The sequence below is a fragment of the Rhizobium sp. P1_B8 genome, assembly GCF_056406515.1.
This window is the reverse complement of record NZ_JBFTZZ010000001.1, coordinates 2,501-22,009: the sequence shown is the minus strand read 5'-3', so window position 1 is coordinate 22,009 and position 19,509 is coordinate 2,501. Positions and strand designations below refer to the sequence as shown.

Annotated in this window: 15 protein-coding genes, 1 tRNA gene and 2 rRNA genes; 10 read left to right on the top strand and 8 right to left on the bottom strand. The window is 56.6% G+C overall.

The features are described 5' to 3' along the window. Positions 1–579 precede the first annotated feature (579 nt). Positions 580–1,800 (bottom strand): acyltransferase family protein, encoded by a 1,221-nt coding sequence (locus AC1D2N_RS00105; RefSeq protein WP_197728328.1) that lies wholly within the window; start codon positions 1,798–1,800, stop codon positions 580–582. Positions 1,801–1,944: 144 nt separating this feature from the next. On the opposite strand from AC1D2N_RS00105, the gene AC1D2N_RS00100 reads away from it, so the two are divergent. Continuing rightward, positions 1,945–4,263, top strand: coding sequence for a membrane-bound PQQ-dependent dehydrogenase, glucose/quinate/shikimate family (locus AC1D2N_RS00100; protein WP_130652972.1), 2,319 nt, complete (start codon positions 1,945–1,947; stop codon positions 4,261–4,263). Positions 4,264–4,979: 716 nt separating this feature from the next. Here AC1D2N_RS00100 and AC1D2N_RS00095 read toward each other — a convergent pair. Then, on the bottom strand, positions 4,980–5,735 hold the full coding sequence (locus AC1D2N_RS00095) for an SDR family NAD(P)-dependent oxidoreductase (protein ID WP_018243376.1): 756 nt from the start codon (positions 5,733–5,735) through the stop codon (positions 4,980–4,982). Between the two features lie 230 nt (positions 5,736–5,965). On the opposite strand from AC1D2N_RS00095, the gene AC1D2N_RS00090 reads away from it, so the two are divergent. The 7 genes from AC1D2N_RS00090 to AC1D2N_RS00060 all read left to right on the top strand — a co-directional run bounded on the left by AC1D2N_RS00090 (position 5,966) and on the right by AC1D2N_RS00060 (position 10,146). Continuing rightward, positions 5,966–6,553: a L,D-transpeptidase gene (locus AC1D2N_RS00090; protein WP_165403385.1), complete on the top strand. Its 588-nt coding sequence runs from the start codon at positions 5,966–5,968 to the stop codon at positions 6,551–6,553. A 165-nt stretch (positions 6,554–6,718) separates the two neighbouring features. Beyond that, positions 6,719–6,838 (top strand): hypothetical protein, encoded by a 120-nt coding sequence (locus AC1D2N_RS00085; protein ID WP_018243378.1) that lies wholly within the window; start codon positions 6,719–6,721, stop codon positions 6,836–6,838. Between the two features lie 158 nt (positions 6,839–6,996). Beyond that, positions 6,997–7,581, top strand: coding sequence for a hypothetical protein (locus tag AC1D2N_RS00080; RefSeq protein WP_028733235.1), 585 nt, complete (start codon positions 6,997–6,999; stop codon positions 7,579–7,581). A 51-nt stretch (positions 7,582–7,632) separates the two neighbouring features. Further along, the gene (locus AC1D2N_RS00075) at positions 7,633–8,226 is read left to right on the top strand and encodes a protein-S-isoprenylcysteine O-methyltransferase (RefSeq protein ID WP_018243380.1); all 594 of its coding nucleotides are present in this window, start codon (positions 7,633–7,635) and stop codon (positions 8,224–8,226) included. Positions 8,227–8,236: 10 nt separating this feature from the next. Beyond that, on the top strand, positions 8,237–9,022 hold the full coding sequence (locus tag AC1D2N_RS00070; RefSeq protein ID WP_018243381.1) for a hypothetical protein: 786 nt from the start codon (positions 8,237–8,239) through the stop codon (positions 9,020–9,022). Next, positions 9,019–9,819, top strand: a complete 801-nt coding sequence (locus AC1D2N_RS00065) for an SDR family NAD(P)-dependent oxidoreductase (RefSeq protein WP_018243382.1) — start codon at positions 9,019–9,021, stop codon at positions 9,817–9,819. Before AC1D2N_RS00070 ends, AC1D2N_RS00065 begins: the two co-directional genes overlap by 4 nt. Positions 9,820–10,005: 186 nt before the next feature. After that, positions 10,006–10,146, top strand: a complete 141-nt coding sequence (locus AC1D2N_RS00060) for a hypothetical protein (protein WP_157214139.1) — start codon at positions 10,006–10,008, stop codon at positions 10,144–10,146. A gap of 185 nt (positions 10,147–10,331) precedes the next feature. Here the strand turns inward: AC1D2N_RS00060 and AC1D2N_RS00055 are convergent, their stop codons facing one another. From AC1D2N_RS00055 to AC1D2N_RS00045, 3 genes are all read right to left on the bottom strand, one after another. After that, positions 10,332–11,114 (bottom strand): FadR/GntR family transcriptional regulator, encoded by a 783-nt coding sequence (locus tag AC1D2N_RS00055; protein ID WP_047619029.1) that lies wholly within the window; start codon positions 11,112–11,114, stop codon positions 10,332–10,334. A 196-nt stretch (positions 11,115–11,310) separates the two neighbouring features. Beyond that, positions 11,311–12,297: a substrate-binding domain-containing protein gene (locus AC1D2N_RS00050; RefSeq protein WP_018243384.1), complete on the bottom strand. Its 987-nt coding sequence runs from the start codon at positions 12,295–12,297 to the stop codon at positions 11,311–11,313. Positions 12,298–12,345: 48 nt separating this feature from the next. After that, complete coding sequence (locus AC1D2N_RS00045; RefSeq protein ID WP_047619031.1) at positions 12,346–13,326, bottom strand: NAD-dependent epimerase/dehydratase family protein; 981 nt, start codon at positions 13,324–13,326, stop codon at positions 12,346–12,348. Positions 13,327–13,585: 259 nt separating this feature from the next. Between AC1D2N_RS00045 and AC1D2N_RS00040 the strand changes: the two genes are divergently transcribed. Both AC1D2N_RS00040 and AC1D2N_RS00035 read left to right on the top strand, forming a co-directional pair. Beyond that, on the top strand, positions 13,586–14,326 hold the full coding sequence (locus AC1D2N_RS00040) for an ATP-binding cassette domain-containing protein (RefSeq protein ID WP_018243386.1): 741 nt from the start codon (positions 13,586–13,588) through the stop codon (positions 14,324–14,326). 40 nt (positions 14,327–14,366) lie between these two features. Beyond that, positions 14,367–15,365, top strand: coding sequence for an ABC transporter permease (locus AC1D2N_RS00035; protein ID WP_047619034.1), 999 nt, complete (start codon positions 14,367–14,369; stop codon positions 15,363–15,365). A 287-nt stretch (positions 15,366–15,652) separates the two neighbouring features. On the opposite strand, the gene AC1D2N_RS00030 is transcribed toward AC1D2N_RS00035, so the two are convergent. The 3 genes from AC1D2N_RS00030 to AC1D2N_RS00020 form a co-directional block, all read right to left on the bottom strand. Continuing rightward, a tRNA-Met gene (locus tag AC1D2N_RS00030) sits at positions 15,653–15,729 on the bottom strand. 127 nt (positions 15,730–15,856) lie between these two features. Further along, positions 15,857–15,971: ribosomal RNA gene (gene rrf, locus AC1D2N_RS00025) — 5S ribosomal RNA — on the bottom strand. 242 nt (positions 15,972–16,213) lie between these two features. Then, positions 16,214–19,028, bottom strand: a 23S ribosomal RNA gene (locus tag AC1D2N_RS00020). Between the last annotated feature and the right edge of the window lie 481 nt (positions 19,029–19,509).

Sequence of the window (19,509 nt, the reverse complement as noted above, 5' to 3'; positions counted from 1 at the left end):
CAGAAGCCGGGGATGCGGTTACGGCATTCTCTTGCCGAACTGAACATTTTTTCCGAAAAAATAAGTTTAGTCATAGGCCTAGAGCCTTTCCTGGTCAGATTGCAGCATTCTGCCGGAGCAGGTTTTCGTCAGGGCAGAGACGATTGGCGAAGGGCATACCTCTTGGTACGTTCGAGCCGATCGCCTCTGATCCTGGCGCAAAGATGCCCGGCCCTTCGGGTTGGCTGAAACGGACCGGCTGATCGACCGGCCGGCTTGGCCGTAGAGCTGGGCTACGACGCGCGCCGGCCGGTCGACCATCCGACTCCGTTTGAGCCAACAGAATGCTGCAATCTGACCAGGAAAGGCTCTAGCATCAGCGCATATGCGCTCGGCAAGCATGTGACATCGACGGTCTCAGGGTTGGGTAACCGCCTACGCAGAACTCGGCCCCTATGACGGACCGGGTGTTCATCAGTGGTGATGGGACAGGCAACAACGAAACAGGGCTCGCGGCGATGGCGAGCCCTGCTGACCTCTTTGTCGGTTAAGCGCCAGCGATGGAATTGCCAGCCTTGGGTCCGGTATCGACAGACAAGCCTATTTCGAGACTGCGCCGGCCAGTTGCCGTTTTGCGCCGCGTTGGAGCCTGAAGTTTTCCAGCCAGGTGACTTGCTTCCTCAATTTCAGCGCTGGCTTTTCGATGAATCTCCACGAGAAGGCGGCAAAGCAAGTGGCAATGATGCTGCAGACAATGCCGTTCAGCCACCAGTTATGCGCCCAAGGCCCGAGCGCTACGAATGCCTGTTGGATCGGATAGCCGTAGAGGAAGACGCCATAGGAGTAGTCGGCTCCACGCAGGACGCCAAGCTTGCGGGGCGAGGTGAGGCCAAGGAAGACTGTGACATAGCCTATGGCCGGAATGGCAACGAAGTCCCCAAAGGAGGTGAACCAATAGGCCCATAGTATGAATGCCACCGAGGCGAGGAAAATTCTAACATCCCAAAGAACCTTGTCCTTGTAGAGATAGAAGGTCACCCCCACAAGAAAAGCACAAATGAGCAGATTGCCCGACGCAGTCGTCGGCATATTCGCCCAATCACTTTCATGTTTCCAATATCTTGCGATACCGAAGCTGATGATCAAGGCCGGCGTTGCGATAAGGGCAATCACCCGCCGCCTGACGACACCGAGCACAAAGAGGACGGCGATCACCGCATAGCACTCAAGCTCGAAGGGCACCGTCCAGAGCTGCCCGTTCACCATCGCGGCATCAGGATTATCCAGGAATACCCCGGGAAGATTGAAGTGAATGTGCCCTGTGACATTCATCAGATATGTAAAGAACTGAGGATCGGTGAAATAGTCACGCAGGTCATACTCTGTATAGATCGCTCCGAGTATAAAGGCAGCCAGCAATACCTCAACCGCAAGAGCAGGGTAGATCCGGATAAATCGGTTACCGAGGAAGGAGATCAATGTCTTCGATCGTTCAAGACTGCCAGCCACCAGGAACCCGCTCAGGACAAAGAACATGGGCAGCACTGACTTGATAACAGGGCGGAAGGGTGACTCCCAGAGAAACAGGTCATCGCCGTACGTAACGCGGGCCGTATGTATCCAAAGCACTGAAAAGGCTAACAGTAATCGCATATAGTCGAATCCTGTCGGTCGCCCGTTCGCTTGATCAAGCTTTTCGCCGAGAAACATCTGTGCCCCTTTCAGAAGTATTGACTCAATTTGGAATGGCAAGCCGTTGCTGCAGAGTAGCGGCGGCATCATTGCCGGATCGGGGCCGCGTGTCAGTGACCACAGGTACATCAGGTAAAAATTGAACGAGAGAGCACCCCTCTCCCGAAGACGCATCTCTGACCATCAACCCATGGCCCCTGTGCTTCCCGAGGTGCCCTGCGACGGTCGGAGTTGGAATCCAGGTGATCGGGCGGCGGATTGGATGAGGAGACTATGAAATTTCTGGCTACCCTATTTTGTCTTGTTCTCGCCTTTATCGGATTGGGGCTGATCGGAGGCGGCGCCTGGCTGCTACGCCTCGGCGGCTCCCCCTATTACGCGATCGTTGGGCTTTCTTATGTGGTTGGCGCGTTTCTGCTGTGGCGCCGGAAGATATCAGGCAGCCTCATCGTGCTGCTTGTCGCCGTCTTCACCCTTCCCTGGGCGTTATGGGAGTCGGGTCTTAATTTTTGGGCGCTTTTTGCCCGCTTGATGTCCCCCATCGCGCTGGCAGGCTTTGCGCTTCTGTTTGCGCCGTCGCGTTCCCCGAGCGCCAACCGGAAGGTCTTTTATGCCGGCGCCTTGGTGACCGCTCTCATCTTTGTCGCGGGTTTCGGTCTCAGCTTCGTACCGCACGGCGTCATCCGCCCATCCGCCGACATCACCGCCTACAAGCCCGCCACGGGCGACAACGCTCCCTCCGACTGGACATCCTATGGCCGCACTACGGCAGGAGACCGTTATTCCCCATTCGATCAGATCAACCGCGGCAACGTGTCCAAGCTCGATCTTGCTTGGACATATCGCACCGGAAAAGGCGATGGCGCCGATCAGAACACGCCTCTGCAGATCGGCGATACGGTCTACACCTGCACGCCGACAGATGTGATCGCAGCGCTCGATGCAGATACAGGCAAACCCCGCTGGACCTTCGACCCCAAGGCGACGGCGCCTTACTGGCAGCGCTGCCGCGGCCTTGGTTACTACAAGATGCCGCAAGAAGCGCAATCCGCCGATGGTCTTTGCAACGAGCGTTTGGTGCAGACGACGATTGATGCCCGTCTCCTGGAGATCGACAGCGAGACTGGCGTTCCCTGCAAGAGCTTCGGAGACAATGGCACCGTGCAGCTTTCCCAGGGCATGGGCGAAGTCAAGATAGGCTATTATTTCCAGACGTCGGCACCGCTGATTGCCCGCAACCTGATCGTCGTCGGAGGTTGGGTCACGGACAATCAGGAGATCGGCGAACCTTCGGGCGTCATCCGCGCGTTCAACGTGGTCACCGGCGAGCTCGAATGGGCATGGGATCTCGGCAACCCTGAGATCACCAAACTCCCGCCGGAGGGCCAGACTTATACGCGAGCCACCCCCAACATGTGGACGACGGCCGCATTCGACGACAAGCTCGGTCTCATCTATGCGCCGCTCGGCAATACCACCCCGGATTATTACGGCGTCAATCGCCCTGGTTTCGCCGATCAGTATAACGCGACATTGGTGGCGCTCGATGTGACGACGGGTCGCGAGAAATGGAAATTCCAGACCGTGCATCACGATATCTGGGACTATGACCTGCCGGCCCAACCGGTCCTGATCGACCTGCCTGACGGTAATGGCGCCACCGTGCCTGCTCTCCTGCAGACCACCAAACGCGGGCAGCTTTTTCTCCTCGACCGCCGGACCGGCACACCGCTTGCCGAAGTTGAGGAGAAGCCGGTGTCGCAGGAAGGTGGCGCGCCGGAAGAGAAACTCTCCCCGACGCAGCCCTACTCCGTCGGCATGCCGACAATCGGTGCGGAGCGCGTGACGGAGCAGACGACCTGGGGCCTGACGATGTTCGATCAGCTGGCATGCCGCATCGCATTCCGCAAGATGCGCTACGACGGCGATTTCACCCCGATCGGCACGCAGTATGCGATCCAGCAGCCGGGAAATCTGGGCGGCCTCAATTGGGGAAGCGTGTCGGTCGATCTGCCCAACAACCGGGTCTTCATGAACGATATCCGCGTGCCCAGTCTCTTCGCACTCATTCCGCGCGAGGAGTATGTCGACTTTGCCCTCACCACGACGGCGCACGGGCCCTCGGCACCGCAACGAGGCACACCTTACGCCATGGCTACTGAAATGTGGACATCGAGGCTCCGCGTTCCCTGCACGCAGCCGCCCTTCGGTACCGTCACCGCAGTGGATCTGAGCACCCGCAAGATCGCATGGCAGGTTCCAGCCGGCACCGCCGAAGAACTCGGGCCGTTTAAGATCAAAACCAAGCTGCCTATGCCGATGGGTCTGCCGAGCTACGCCGGCACTTCGGCGACCGCCGGCGGCGTCGTCTTTTTCGCTGGTTTCCAGGATTATTATATCCGCGCCTATGACGCCGAGAACGGTACCGAGCTCTGGAAATATCCGCTGCCAGTCGGCTCGAGCGCGACGCCCATGACCTATGTCTCACCGAAAACAGGCAAGCAATATGTCCTGATATCGGTTGGCGGCGCACCCTATTCGAAGGATATCGGCGACTACGTCCTTGCCTTCTCTTTGAAGAGCCGAGATTAGCGAGGGTTTGCATGATGGAAGAGCTTGGATCGAAAACCTCGCAAAAGCAGCGCGTATTCCGACTTCGATTCGGTTGTTGCGCGCTATTTCCAATCTCAGCTACGGTCCGGCACACGCCCCCTTGTCAGGGGGCTCTCTTTTGGTCATCTAGGAGAAGCTTGGTTGCCTGGGGCCCGATTTGCGCTGAGATTTGACGCTCCTGAAAGTCACCAACGGAATGCACCGCAATTATTTCCACCTATCCTTTCGCGCCCTGTGACCACTCGCTCTTCTCCCGCTAGCAGATGATCGCGGTTTCCGAAGGCAGCGACGAAACTGGTGGAAGTGCCCCTGGCGGCTCGTTCTCTGCACCTGCCGACGGAGCCGGAGATGAACGGCGCATTCGGAGACATGCGCTTGCCACACCGCGCCATCGTTCGCCACGACGACAGTATGTTCGGCTTCAGTCTGGCACGCTCCACACCGTCATCCATCATCGCGCCGACCGCAAACTCTCCGACACAATCCACGCCTTCATCTCGCCCCGTTAGCGGCGATGGCCATCATGTCCGGTCTTGCTATTCGTGAGAACCTCCAACGTAGCCTACATGGCGATAGCAGACAGGATCACCGGAGGGACCGCGATGTCGTGTAAAACATGAGCTATCCCGGTCACCCACACCGTCGGGCAAAATAGAGGCAGGTTGGACATCGTCGCATCTTCTCAAGGCCTTTCTTCAGTGAGCGGTATAGGCCCCGTCCACCAAATAGTGCACCCCAGTGATGAAGCTGGCCTGCTCGGACAGGAGGAAACACACAAGAGTCGCGACCTCTTCCGGTTTTCCACGCCTGCCCATTGGTTGAAGCGATGCCATGCGTCGCGTACTCGCCGCCTCAAGATGCTCTGACAAAAGTGGCGTTTCGATCCAGCCGGGACCGACGGCATTTATGCGGATACCCAATCTCGCATACTCCATCGCTGCGACTTTCGTCAGTCCAACAACCCCGTGCTTGGCCGCGGTGTATGCCGCCGCGGTGGGTAATCCAACGGTCCCGAGAGTGGAAGACATATTCACGATTGCACCGCCGCCCAGCTTCAGCATCGCGCCAATTTCGGACTTCATGCAATAGAAGACGCCGTTCAGATTGACGTTCATCACCTTGTGCCAATTATCGAGCGGATAGTCTGCGACCGCTGCGCGCATCCCATCGATTCCCGCATTATTGACCGCCAGATTCAAGCCGCCACATGTCTCGACGGTAAAATCGACAAGTCTCTGCACACTTTCACTGTCACTGACATCGACGACAAATTCACGGGCGCGGCCTCCCTCTGATCTGATTGCGGCGGCAATCGTGTGTGCTGCGTCAGCATTGATATCGGCGACAACAACCTCGGCACCCTCCTCAGCGAGGTGTCGGGAAACGGCGGCACCAATTCCGGAACCTGCGCCCGTTACGATCGCGATTTTTCCTTCCAGGCAAAGCTTCATCGTCTCTGTCCTTGTTGATATGCTAATATTCGATCGGCGCGATTATTGATGCAAGGGGTTTCACGGATAAATAGAAGGGCATGGTATTGCGCAGCTTGAGATGTTGCCAGTGTTGCGAACTCATCCTCCACAGAGTTGAGTGTCTTTATCAAAAGATGTCGCAATCTAATTTGGAATGAACGGGCTAATTTGGAATGAACGGGATCGACGGAGTTACTTGGCAGGTGGAAATGGACAAACAGCATATTACACGCCGGGGGCTCGTGCTGGGGAGCCTGGCTCTGATGCTTTCTGGATGTACTTCGGGCGATGGGCCGCCACTGGGCTACCGATTCGCGAGGGATCCGGATGCCGATCCCCGCTATCGACGACAGGAGGTCGCGTATACGGGGAGTGAACCGCCCGGAACTATCGTCGTCGATACGGCGAGCCGCTACCTTTACTTCGTGGAGGCAGACGGACTGGCGACTCGCTATGGCGTTGCCGTCGGTGAGGAAGGACTGAGTTTCAAGGGCGAGGCCACCATCGGCTATAAGGCAGAGTGGCCTTCGTGGAAGCCCACCAATGACATGATTCAGCGCAAGCCCCGGCTGGCCAAGTATGCCGGTGGGATACCGGGAGGACCGCTCAACCCTCTCGGTGCAGCGGCCCTCTACCTCTACCAAGGCGGAGAAGATACCCTGTTCCGGTTGCACGGAACGAATGCCCCCTGGTCGATAGGCCGTGCCGTTTCGAATGGGTGTATTCGCCTGACGAACACAAACATCGTCGACCTCTACTCCCGTGCACGCGTAGGCACGCGCGTGGTTGTCATCTGATGGTGTTTACCATTTGAAATCGCGGGGTTGGCCATAGCAATATGTATCTGCTAATGTAGATTCGTTGCATGTTGCATCATGTCTGCCCTATCCAGGGTACTGATTGTCGCTAAACTTTAAGGTGTAGCCTGAAAGGCTATTCCATGATGAGGAGAGGACTTCCTGATGAGCAGAATTCTAATTGTAATCGTTGCGATGTTTGCGGTGGCCAATCTGAGTGCTTGCGGGTCGATTGGCAAAGGCAAGGGGAAGGCCCCACCGCCGGCAGAAGCAGTCTACAAGTAGCATATCGGGTTTGATTCTTAGGAAGGGTCACATAGACCCTTCCTCTTCTTACATAAACCGCCAAGCTGCGCTCCTTCGTAACTCACAGCGCAAGAGTGGCATTTTTATATGCTGACTTCGGGCTCGCATTCGTCAGGGCCTGCATATGGAGCTTAGTGATGGCGCTTGGAAGAGGCGGTGTGTCGCTAGTTGTTATGTTGGCGTTCGTGGCATCGTCATGCCAGACAGAAGACAAAAGGCCTTTACCGCATTATACATCCAACGGCAGAGGCGTAGCTCCAACCAATACGGCTGAAAACAAATCAAATCGGCATTTCATCGAATTCCGCTCACGCTATGCGCTGACTTACGGCCACACCTACGTCGTTTTTGGGCAGGCGGATAAAAACGGAAATATGATCAATCCCGAAGTTGCAGGGCTTGCCCCAGCTTCTCCCGATGCCGCGCAGTATGTAATAGGCCACTTCATACCGGTTCCGGCCTCGACCGGACCAACGGATGGTGACCTGGAAGAGCAGTACAGATCAGCAAGCTGGCGTGTGATGCTGAGTGATAATGAATATAACGACACAGTTGCGTATATACGCAAACTGCAGGCAACCTCTCGTCTCTGGGAGGCATCGGTATACAACTGCAATGCCTTTGTGGCGGATATCGCACGGCACATGGGTTATAAGGCGCCCAGCATTTGGCTAAGGCCGCAACAGTTCATTACAAACCTTCGGGAGATGAATACAGGTTGATTACCGGGGCATCCAAGAAGGCAGATCATGGAAAGGTTCTGGTGACTTGATTTGAACTTATCAGCAGCCGTCGTCGGCGAGGGCGTCTGGGTTCTCGGAATCGTTGCCTGGTGCATCATTCGATACCCATTTGAGCGTCGCGCAAAGCGAGTGCCGGTCGTCAGTAAACGCCGTACCGGTTCGGAGGCGGTCGGACTTGCGGCAGCCCTCGCAGGACTTGCGATCGTGCCGGGATTTTACGTCGCGACCGGCATCCCTGAGGCAGCCAACTATACCGCCCATTTGTGGGCCGTCGTGATCGGGACAATACTCTTCTGCGCCGCGATGTGGGTCTTTCGAAGAACCCACAAGCAATTAGGACGAAATTGGTCGATTACGCTGGAGATCCGCCAGCAGCACGAATTGATATGCGCTGGCCCGTACGCCCTTGTCCGCCACCCCATGTACACGTCGTTCCTTTTGATGGGGCTTTCACAAGTGTTTCTGCTGCCGAACTGGGTGGCAGGCATGGCGGGCCTGATCGGTTTCACCGTTCTATTCTTCCTAAGGGTGGACAAGGAAGAACGTATGATGCTGGAAGTTTTCGGTCCGCAATATCAAGCGTATATGGCGAAGACCAAGCGCATCATCCCTTATCTTTATTAGAGGTGGCAAGATGAGAGGCCGAACGATCAAGCTCTCGGCATCGCGACGCCTTGTCGGAGATCTGATGAGATTCTCGATCGGGGTGCCGCGTGTGACGGTCCAGCGGCAAATGAACGTTCGGCCCCTCCTGGATGCAAGAGACGGAGCGGATGCCCGGCCGTCCTGGACGGTGCTTTTCTTGAAGGGATACGCTCTGCTCTCTCAAGAAATTCCTGAATTGCGGCGCGCTTACATCAAGTTTCCGTGGCCACAACTCTATGAATATCCGGCCAGCGTGGCCTCCATTGCCCATGAGCGCGAGCATGACGGAGAACGGGTCGTTCTGCTGAGCACTATCAAAGGTCCCGAGCAACGCTCAATCCCCGAGCTGGAGACGCTGATCCGTTCAGCGAGGTCACTTCCGGTTCTGGAGATCAAGGAGTTTCGGCGCTCTCTGGAGCTTGCTCGCGCACCTGCCCCTGTGAGGTGGCTGCTCATGTGGCTCGGACTCAATATAGGACGGAAGCGAGCGCGCTATTTCGGCACCTTCCAACTGTCTGTCTATTCGGGTCTCGGAGCGGAGTCTCTCAACCCTCTCAGTCCGCTGACCACACTTTTCAACTACGGCCCGATCGGCGAGGATGGATCGGTTACTGTCCGCATTCACTACGACCACAGGGTTATGGATGGAGCGAATGTGGCACGGGCATTGGAACGATTCGAAAGGATCTTGAATGGCGAGGTCACCGACGAAGTAAATAGCCTCGTCCACAGGGGAGCCGCGACCATCATGCCGTCGGTAGGAACATCGAAGTGACCCCGCACAACGAGTTCCGTTCGGCTGTCGTCGTGGTTGGCGGTTCCCGCGGCATTGGACGAGCAATCGCAAAGGTTGCCGCACGCGACCGCAACGTCGTGGTGCTCATCGCGCGCTCGCCTGAAGGCCTCACCGCTGCGGCGGCCGAGGTACAGCAGGCCGGCGGTGAGGCCTTCACGCTGGAACTGGATCTGCTTGCAGCCGACGCGTCCGAGCGTCTTGAGGCTTTTCTAACCGCCAATGATTTGGTCTGCGGCGTGCTGGTCAACAGTGCCGGGTATGGCCTGCGAGGCGCAGCAACATTACTCCCCCTCAACGATCAGCTTGGGATCGTCGATCTCAATATACGCGCCCTGACGGACTTGACCCTTCGCTTCCTGCCCGGAATGCTTGCGCGCGGACGTGGCGGCGTGATCAATCTCGGCTCTATAGCGGGTTTGTTTCCCGGGCCGTATATGGCGTTGTACTACGCAAGCAAGGGTTTCGTGCACTCTTTTTCGGACGCGCTCCATCAGGAAGTGCGCCGCTTTGGCGTTACGGTGACATGTGTCGCGCCCGGACCGGTGTCCACCGAATTCCTCGAAAAGGCTGGCGCGAACCGGGCGGCTCTCTTCAAGATATTGCCCAAGTTGGACGCTGAATATGTCGCTGAGCGGGCCTGGAGAGGATTCAACTCGGGCCGTCGCCGCGTTGTCCCTGGCATTTCAGCCAAGTTGCTCACTCTTGTCGCATTCTTGCCGACCGCGGCTGTCCTCCCCCTCATCGGTCGCCTGCAGCGCAGAAGCAAAGATCCATAACGTTGCGGTTCAGGGAATAACCTTGAGGTATGTTGCCAGAGCCGGTCTCCGGCGTGATGCAAGCCGATTCCGAGCCCGCAACGGGCGCGAAGAGGATGCAAAACGGATGCCCATTCCGATCGTCCTCCAACTTGTCGAGAAACGCCTGATCGGCGAGACACCCGACATCAGCCGGGGGCGTTGCAGGTGCGTGGCCTCATCGCCAGCATCGTGGCCTCCATGGAAGTTCTCGATCTGATGACCTGGCGCAATCTTGCCGAGGTGCGGAACGATCTCGAAGAAAGACTGGCCTCAGGGAACTCAACCCGGGCGATCACCGGACATTAGACGCAAAAAACCCGCTTGATAGCGCATCTTTTGTGGATTTGGTTGCGGCGGACTGAAACTACGGAGGCCTGTAATTTCAATATTTATAGACGACCTCCGAAGCGCGGATCCGCTTTGCGTTACATCCGGAGTCGGCGAAGGTACCACGCGGGCCTAGCAGCCTGAGCCGGGCTGGATGCAGACTTCTATCGCGACCACCGTGCTATGATTTGATCGGTATTTGCCAGCGCCTTGCGGACTGCGTTGCGCGCCATGTTCGGCCGCTGCAATCGGATGCTTTTCTCAATATTTTCATGAAGCTTCAGCGCATATCGCAAGTTGTCTTCCTCCCGCGTGACATGGGCGAAGAGGTGGTTCAGCGCCGATTCGATCAATACGCCGAGCGGCACCAGCAGATCATTTCCGGAGGCGCGCAGGATCGCGATGTGAAATCGCGCATCGGATTCCGTTCGCTGCTGGAGCGATGTCGCCCGATCCATGTCATGCAGGGCCTGGCTGATCGCATTCATCTGCTCTTCGGTTCGGCGTTCCGCAGCAAGCGCAGTCGCTTCCGGTTCGATCATATGCCTGAGTTCTTGCACGGCCCTCAGAAAGGATTCCCGATCGGGAGATGCGGCATACCAGCCCAAGACATCTCTATCCAGCAGGTTCCAACGTTCCTTGGGCTCCACCCAGCTGCCGATTTTCGGACGAGAGGAAAGCAGGCCCTTTGCCATCAACATCTTGATAGCTTCGCGAACCGCCGATCGGCTGACGTCAAAGACTTCCGACCATTTTGCTTCATTTGGCAGAATCGTGCCCGGCGGATAATCGCCGCGCACGATTCGCAGACCGATCTCGCCCGCTAAGGACACATGCACACTCGCCCCAGTCATGCGGGGAGCATTTGGGCGCCTTGTGGTGGCCGAGCGGTCAACCGCCGCCACCTCGACCGGAGCCGTCGGCTTTCCCGATTTCTTGTCAGGCATTTATTTCTACTGCCTCAGCATTCTTTCGACTGTCTGCACGTATGATCAAAACAATCGTAATAACGAGGAAGTCGCCTGCGATTGACCCTGCGCAAAAAGCGCGGAATCCAAGGCACGTCAAGCCTGCGGATCTTTCGATCCGTCTCGTGCGGACAGTCGGCGGCACCCGTGAACCGAGTGCCGCCAAACTTTGAACCTACTTTTGAATGCAGGTATCGACTGTATCCTTCGTGCACTCATCGAGCCCGGTGAAGACTGGATCTTCGACCGGCTTGCCGGCAATCAGATCCATCATCACCGAAGGTGCCTTGTAGCCCATCTCGAATGGCCGCTGGCCGACGAGCGCAGTCACCAGACCTTCCTTCGCAATGGCAACCTCGTCGCCGATCGTGTCGGCCGCACCAATGACGAAATCATTGCTAGCGATCTTCTCGGCCATCGGTTTGAACAGGTCGCGATATGGTTGCGGCGCACCGAACAATGGCCAGCCACCCATAATACCGAATGCGTCCAAGTCGGGATTGGCCGCGAGAATATCGGTCATTGCCTGAACACCCGCGGCACCGTTGTCATTGGTGAACACCGGGCAGCCGGCAACCTCGGTCCAACCACCCTCGCCTTTCAGCGCGGTCAAGCCCTTCTGGCCAGTGAGCGTGTCGCGCATCCCTTGTGCGCGGCGTAGAATATTGTCTGCTCCCGGATTGCCTTCGATCGTGCAGATCTTACCGCCCTTCGGCTTGGCCTTCTTGATGTACTCCCCGATGCGGGCGCCCATCAGATAATTGTCGGTGCCAAGATAGGTCTTGCGCAAGGCTGCATCCTCGGCGGCAAGATCGGCATCGAGCGTCATCACCGGAACCGTTGGATTGGCGGTCTTGAGGGTTTGGGCGATGAGCTTCGCATTTGACGGCGATATTGCGATTGCAGCCGTGTCTGCCTTGCCCAACATATCCTGAACGATCTGCGCTTCGCCGGCTTCATCGGATGTCGATGCCGGGCCGGTGTAGAAGCACTCGTATTCCGCCGTGGGGTTCTCTTTGTTCCATTTCTGGCAACCTTGATTGATTGCTTCGAAGAACGGATTGTCGAGGCCCTTGACGACGATGACGAGTTGCTTCTTGGCCAAGGCCTGCCCGGCGGTGAGTGCTAAGACTGCGGCTGTAAGTAGTAATGCCTTCCTCATAGTTTCCTCCCTTGAAACAGACGGACACCGCGTGCCCGCCACACGAAATCAACCCGGATACCAGACGATGCGAGGCTCCTCCTTCGAACGCTCGTATTGCCAGGCTGAGTCGATAAGCATTTCGAGATCGTAGTTTGGCCGCCAATCCAGCAGGTATTTCGCTTTGCTGTTGTCCATCCAATTGGAATGGAAGCGGCTTGGTATGTCGATGGAGCCGAGATTGCGCGTACGCAGGAGATAGGCTGCGACTTCAGCATAGTCGACTGGTCGATCCATGCAGATATTGAAGAGTTGCCGCTCTGCCCGGGGGTTATCGATCGCTGCCAGTATTGCCGAGACGAGGTCGTCGACATGCACGAAATTGCGTTTCAGCGGACGCCCGTCGGCATCGAGCAGCAGCGGCACCGTACCCATCGCTGCATAACGCCGCGCCGCGTCCTCCGGAACGAGCGTCTTCCAGTCTGGGCCGCCAAAGACGTCGTCTCCAAAAGACAGCGAATACTTGAAATCGTCCTTTTCCATGATCCAGGGCGCGCGCAGACAACAGCCATTGAGGCCGTACTGAATGCCAAACTGCTCCAGCATGACCTCTTCCAGGACTTTGGAGAGCGCATAGCTTCCCCGATAGGCAGAATGGCGGGCGTTCTCGGTGATCGGGCCGTCGTGGCGATGGTGGAAATGTCCCACCCCCGCGTCACCGCCGATCAGGATGAACTGGCGTGCCGTGACGCTCGTACGGAACTCCTCGAGCAGCCAAAAGAGACCTTTGACCGTGACATCCATGATGTCTTCAGGCGTTTCCTTGCATGTGGCGAGATGCACGACATGGGTAACCGCATCCAGCGCCGCTGCCACGACATCGCGATCGGCGATCGAGCCCTGGATGACATCGACACGGTCGGTCGCCTCGTACAAACGATTATGACAAAGCGCACGAACACGGGCTTTGGAAAATCTCGGATCGTCAAGCAGCCCAGCAATGAAGCGCCGCCCGACCTTGCCCGTCGCACCGGTAACAAGGATTAGCATGCTCTTTCTCCCCCATTGATAGCTAATATCCGGGCGCCACTCTCGTCAAATGATATTTGTCTGACAAAACAGATTTTTGCGACAATAAGGTCAATGGCCCGGACAATGAGTTGACGCTGTCGCAGGGTTTTGCGTAAATACTCCCAATCGTTTTTCCTGGGAGGATATTGGAAAGGCGAACGCGCCGGAGCCTTGCGTCGAAGACAAGCAGGGTTGGGAGCGATGGATAGCCCGCAGGTTTTGGGAGGCGCGGAGGCTGGTGGCGGTTCTTGAGCTCAGCAATATTTCCAAACATTTCGGTGCCATCCAGGCAGTCAACGATGTTTCGTTTTCGCTCGAAGCGGGGCAGGTTGTCGGCCTCATGGGCGACAACGGGGCTGGCAAGTCCACACTGGTGAAGATGATTGCCGGCAACTTTCGACCGAGCCATGGAACCATGCGGCTCGACGGCGCCGATCTCGTGCTTCATCAGCCGAAGGAAGCGCGCCAGCATGGCATTGAGATCGTTCACCAGGACTTGGCGCTCTGCAACAATCTGACGGCGGCAGCGAACGTGTTCCTTGGACGAGAATTGCGCCGCGGGGTATGGCCTCTTCGCATCCTCGACCACAAGAGCATGTACAAGCGCGCCAGCGAGATATTTCGCGAGCTCAAATCCGAAACGCGGGCGCGCGATCTCGTCAAGCAAATGTCAGGTGGCCAGCGGCAAGCGGTAGCGATCGGCCGCACGATGCTGTCTGAAGCAAAAATCGTATTGATGGACGAACCGACAGCAGCCATTTCCGTGCGCCAGGTGGCTGAGGTTCTGAACCTGATCCGCCAATTGCGGGACCGGGGCATTGTCGTTGTCCTGATCAGCCACCGCATGCCCGACGTCTTCTCGGTCGCCGACCGCGTGATCGTGATGCGGCGGGGCAGAAAAGTAGCCGACAAGCAGATTGCGGCAAGTTCGCCGGAGGAAGTGACGGGACTGATCACCGGCGCCATCGAACAGGTGTGATCGATGCTATCCGTTGCAACAGGAAGGAAGAAGGTCGACGATGGCGATTACACTTGACCAGACGATCGGACAGAAGCAACGCAGCTGGCTTGCGACGATCATGGGCGGCCAGACATTCTGGGTGCTGATTGCCGTCATTCTCGCCTGCATTTTTCTGTCGATGGCGACGGACTCCTTTGCAACATCGAAGAACATCTACAACATCACCCGCAACGTCACTTTCGTCGCCATTATCGCGTTGGGCATGACGCTGGTCATCATCACCGGCGGCATCGATTTGTCCGTTGGCTCCGTGCTTTGCCTGTGCAGTATGGTGCTGGCGGTCGTCATGCATGCGGGATACAGCATTGAAGTCGGCATCGCCGCCTCAATCGGTACTGCTCTTTTGGTCGGAGCTTTCAACGGCGTATTGATTGCCTATCTCGGCTTCCCACCTTTCGTCGTCACGCTCGGCATGTTGTCGATTGCGCGCAGCCTTGCGATGGTTGCGTCCAACAACACTGTCGTTTTCCAGTTCGGACCTGATCACGACAAGCTACTAGCGCTGGGTGGCGGCGCCTGGGTTTTCGGCATCGCCAATCCAGTGCTTTACATGGTCGTGCTGGCACTCATCACCGGTTTCGTGCTGCGCTGGACCAAGTTCGGCCGCTATGTCTTTGCCATCGGCGGCAATGAGCACGCCGCGACATTGACGGGCGTTCCCGTGCCGAGGATCAAGGTCATCGTCTATATGATTTCTGCCCTCTCGGCGGGGGTTGCCGGCATCATTCAAACCGGCTGGCTCGGCGCTGTCACCACAAACATCGGCGCCGGCATGGAACTTCAGGTCATCGCCGCCGCGGTTATTGGCGGCGCCAATCTGGCTGGCGGCGTCGGCACCGCCTTTGGAGCCCTGGTCGGCGCCGCACTTATCGAGGTCATCCGCAACAGTCTTGGCCTGCTCGGCATCAACGCATTCTGGCAAGGATGCTTTATCGGTGGGGCAATCGTGCTCGCCGTCCTTTTCGACCGACTTCGCAACCTACGACAGGGCGAGTAGGCGAATCCGGCCCTTGAGAGCACGCTGGTCTTGAGTTTTGAGTAAGTGACCGGATTGTCCCGAAGCGTGGTCCTATTAAACGCAATGCGGTTCGCGACCGCTCCAAGAGCGGCCGCGTTCAATCAATCCAGCCGCGCTCAACTATATCGCCAAGGCGGGTATTTCCCTCGAGCGGATCCGCATGAGTGCCGAGCCCGCCGCAAGCAAGACGGACGTAATGCCGGAGACCATCGCCAGCTGGAACCGGGGACGGTAGCTCAGCGAGAGGCGTCGCCCGCGCCTGCATTTGGTTGCGGGGGCAGGATTTGAACCTGCGGCCTTCAGGTTATGAGCCTGACGAGCTACCGGGCTGCTCCACCCCGCGCCATGCGCAAATCGCTGGGATTTGCTGGTGTATTATAACACGAAAGGCCGCTTTGTGAGCGGCCCTTTTGTTTCGGCTTTGGGCCGTTTGTTTAGTGATGAGAAGATTGATTAGTTGCGCTTTGCAGACCTGGCAGCGACCTACTCTCCCGCGTCTTAAGACGAAGTACCATGGGCGCAGGGGCGTTTCACGGCCGTGTTCGGAAAGGGAACGGGTGCAGCCACCCCGCCATAACCACCAGGTCGGCAAAGCGCAACTATATGTTTTGAGAAGCTGGCAGGCATTAGCCTGTTTTCTTTTTTTGAACACGTCTTTGGAACCTCTTCTGACTGCGGATGCTTGTGGCACCCATACAGGCCAGAGGCCGTCGCGCTTGGTAGCGCGGGCCGTCCGCAGCGCCATTGGCGCGTCAGGACAAAGGTCTTGCATCATCGATCCGGACGACCGCTTTGCGGTCGCCTTGAGATGAGCATAGTCAATGAGAACGATCAAGCCGATCGAGCTATTAGTACCGGTAAGCTTCATGCGTTGCCGCACTTCCACACCCGGCCTATCAACGTGGTCGTCTTCCACGGCTCTGATAGGGAATACTCGTTTTCAGGTGGGTTTCCCGCTTAGATGCCTTCAGCGGTTATCCCGTCCATATATAGCTACCCTGCTATGCCCTTGGCAGGACAACAGGTCCACCAGAGATATGTCCATCCCGGTCCTCTCGTACTAGGGACAGATCCTGTCAATATTCCTACACCCACGGCAGATAGGGACCGAACTGTCTCACGACGTTCTGAACCCAGCTCACGTACCGCTTTAATTGGCGAACAGCCAAACCCTTGGGACCTGCTCCAGCCCCAGGATGCGATGAGCCGACATCGAGGTGCCAAACAACCCCGTCGATATGGACTCTTGGGGGTCATCAGCCTGTTATCCCCGGCGTACCTTTTATCCGTTGAGCGATGGCCCTTCCACGCGGGACCACCGGATCACTATGACCGACTTTCGTCTCTGCTCGACTTGTCAGTCTCGCAGTCAGGCGGGCTTATGCCATTGCACTCGACGACCGATTTCCGACCGGTCTGAGCCCACCATCGCGCGCCTCCGTTACTCTTTCGGAGGCGACCGCCCCAGTCAAACTACCCACCATACACTGTCCCGGACCCGGATAACGGGCCGCGGTTAGACATCCATGACGATAAGGGTGGTATTTCAAGGATGGCTCCACGGAAACTGGCGTCCCCGCTTCAAAGCCTACCACCTATCCTACACATGCCGACACGAATGCCAGTGTAAAGCTATAGTAAAGGTGCACGGGGTCTTTCCGTCTGACCGCAGGAACCCCGCATCTTCACGGGGAATTCAATTTCACTGAGTCTATGTTGGAGACAGCGGGGAAGTCGTTACGCCATTCGTGCAGGTCGGAACTTACCCGACAAGGAATTTCGCTACCTTAGGACCGTTATAGTTACGGCCGCCGTTTACTGGGGCTTCGATTCAAAGCTTGCACCTCTCCTCTTAACCTTCCAGCACCGGGCAGGCGTCAGACCCTATACGTCGTCTTGCGACTTCGCAGAGCCCTGTGTTTTTGATAAACAGTCGCTACCCCCTGGTCTGTGCCACCCCATAATAGTTGCCTAGCATGGGGTCACGCTTCTTCCGAAGTTACGCGTGCAATTTGCCGAGTTCCTTCAACATAGTTCTCTCAAGCGCCTTGGTATACTCTACCTGACCACCTGTGTCGGTTTCGGGTACGGTCTATACGGTGGAGCTATTTCCTGGAACCGCTCCGCTGCCCATCCAATCCAATTAGAATGAACAACTTGTGCAATCCGTCACTACCACCAGGCCCACGAATATTAACGTGGTTCCCATCGACTACGCATTTCTGCCTCGCCTTAGGGGCCGGCTAACCCTGCTCAGATTAACTTTAAGCAGGAACCCTTGGTCTTTCGGCGAGAGGGTCTCTCACCCTCTTTATCGTTACTCATGTCAACATTCGCACTTCCGATACCTCCAGGAGCCCTCACGGGTCTCCCTTCATCAGCTTACGGAACGCTCCGCTACCACTTGCGATTGCTCGCAAATCCTCAGCTTCGGTGCATGGCTTCAGCCCCGTTACATTTTCGGCGCAAAGACCCTTATTTAGACCAGTGAGCTGTTACGCTTTCTTTAAATGATGGCTGCTTCTAAGCCAACATCCTGGTTGTTTTGGGATCCTCACATCCTTTCCCACTTAGCCATGACTTGGGGACCTTAGCTGGAGGTTAGGGTTGTTGCCCTTTTCACGACGGACGTTAGCACCCGCCGTGTGTCTGCCGAGTAGTACTCCCCGGTATTCGGAGTTTGGTTAGGATCAGTAAGACGGTGAGTCCCCATAGCCCATCCAGTGCTCTACCCCCGGGGGTATTCGCTCGACGCTCTACCTAAATAGATTTCGCGGAGAACCAGCTATTTCCGAGTTTGATTGGCCTTTCACCCCTAGCCACAAGTCATCCCAATCTATTGCAACAGATGCGGGTTCGGTCCTCCAGTTGGTGTTACCCAACCTTCAACCTGCTCATGGCTAGATCACTCGGTTTCGGGTCTAATGCAACAAACTAAATCGCCCTATTCAGACTCGCTTTCGCTTCGCCTACACCTACCGGCTTAAGCTTGCTTGTTACACTAAGTCGTTGACCCATTATACAAAAGGTACGCCGTCACCCTTGCGGGCTCCGACTGTTTGTAGGCATCCGGTTTCAGGTTCTATTTCACTCCCCTTGTCGGGGTGCTTTTCACCTTTCCCTCACGGTACTTGTTCGCTATCGGTCATGCACGAGTACTTAGGCTTGGAGAGTGGTCTCCCCATGTTCAGACAGGATTTCTCGTGTCCCGCCCTACTCTAGGACAATCATGATATCTACGCGTACGGGGCTGTCACCCACTACGGCCGCACTTTCCAGAGCGTTCCACTTTAATCACAATTGCCACTGGCCTGGTCCGCGTTCGCTCGCCACTACTTGCGGAGTCTCGGTTGATGTCCTTTCCTGCAGGTACTTAGATGTTTCAGTTCCCTGCGTTCGCTTCTTACACCCTATGTATTCAGGTGTAGATACCTTATCACAATGCTTGGAAACCACTCGGGTTGCCGGGCCAAAGGCCAGACAACCAGAATGATTTTCCAAGCATTTAAGGTGGGTTGCCCCATTCGGAGATCCATGGATCAAAGCTCATTCGCAGCTCCCCACGGCTTTTCGCAGCGTATCACGTCCTTCATCGCCTGTGCATGCCAAGGCATCCACCAAATGCCCTTACGACACTTAATCGTTCTCATTGCCAATGCTCATCATCTCGTTGCTCGCTCCATAAGAAACGGCAACAGACCGGGTTACCTTTTACAACCCAGTCAATCCAACAATGCCATTAACGTGTTCGACAGGTCTGCTTTATTGGAGCTACGCCGAGCAGCTCGCTTGCAGCCTGTCTTAAGACCAGCTTCTCGAGATTGGATCCGATACCGCGCGGTCAGGCAACGGTAATCCGATCGTCCGTCAGACGATGCCCAAAGGCAACGAACAACACGCGATAAACCGCTACGCGGTTTACGCTGACGATCCAGAGCGACAAGCTTCCTACCTACCTCCAATCCCTCCACCACATCCGGCCGGCTAGGCCATCCATGGTTTCACAGGAACTGGGCTCGGACATCATGGGCAAAACCCACAACACCTGGAAGCCTCCAGATCAATCTTCTCTTCACAATGTATGCAGAACAGGCACCAGCCATAAGCCGGTGCAAAACTTTTA

Excerpts from the sequence above, each read along its gene's own strand:
- AC1D2N_RS00105 (WP_197728328.1), bottom strand. The coding sequence starts at position 1,800 with ATGTACCTGTGGTCACTGACACGCGGCCCCGATCCGGCAATGATGCCG.
- AC1D2N_RS00100 (WP_130652972.1), top strand. The coding sequence starts at position 1,945 with ATGAAATTTCTGGCTACCCTATTTTGTCTTGTTCTCGCCTTTATCGGA.
- AC1D2N_RS00095 (WP_018243376.1), bottom strand. The coding sequence starts at position 5,735 with ATGAAGCTTTGCCTGGAAGGAAAAATCGCGATCGTAACGGGCGCAGGT.
- AC1D2N_RS00090 (WP_165403385.1), top strand. The coding sequence starts at position 5,966 with ATGGACAAACAGCATATTACACGCCGGGGGCTCGTGCTGGGGAGCCTG.
- AC1D2N_RS00085 (WP_018243378.1), top strand. The coding sequence starts at position 6,719 with ATGAGCAGAATTCTAATTGTAATCGTTGCGATGTTTGCGGTGGCCAAT.
- AC1D2N_RS00080 (WP_028733235.1), top strand. The coding sequence starts at position 6,997 with ATGGCGCTTGGAAGAGGCGGTGTGTCGCTAGTTGTTATGTTGGCGTTC.
- AC1D2N_RS00070 (WP_018243381.1), top strand. The coding sequence starts at position 8,237 with ATGAGAGGCCGAACGATCAAGCTCTCGGCATCGCGACGCCTTGTCGGA.
- AC1D2N_RS00055 (WP_047619029.1), bottom strand. The coding sequence starts at position 11,114 with ATGCCTGACAAGAAATCGGGAAAGCCGACGGCTCCGGTCGAGGTGGCG.
- AC1D2N_RS00050 (WP_018243384.1), bottom strand. The coding sequence starts at position 12,297 with ATGAGGAAGGCATTACTACTTACAGCCGCAGTCTTAGCACTCACCGCC.
- AC1D2N_RS00045 (WP_047619031.1), bottom strand. The coding sequence starts at position 13,326 with ATGCTAATCCTTGTTACCGGTGCGACGGGCAAGGTCGGGCGGCGCTTC.
- AC1D2N_RS00035 (WP_047619034.1), top strand. The coding sequence starts at position 14,367 with ATGGCGATTACACTTGACCAGACGATCGGACAGAAGCAACGCAGCTGG.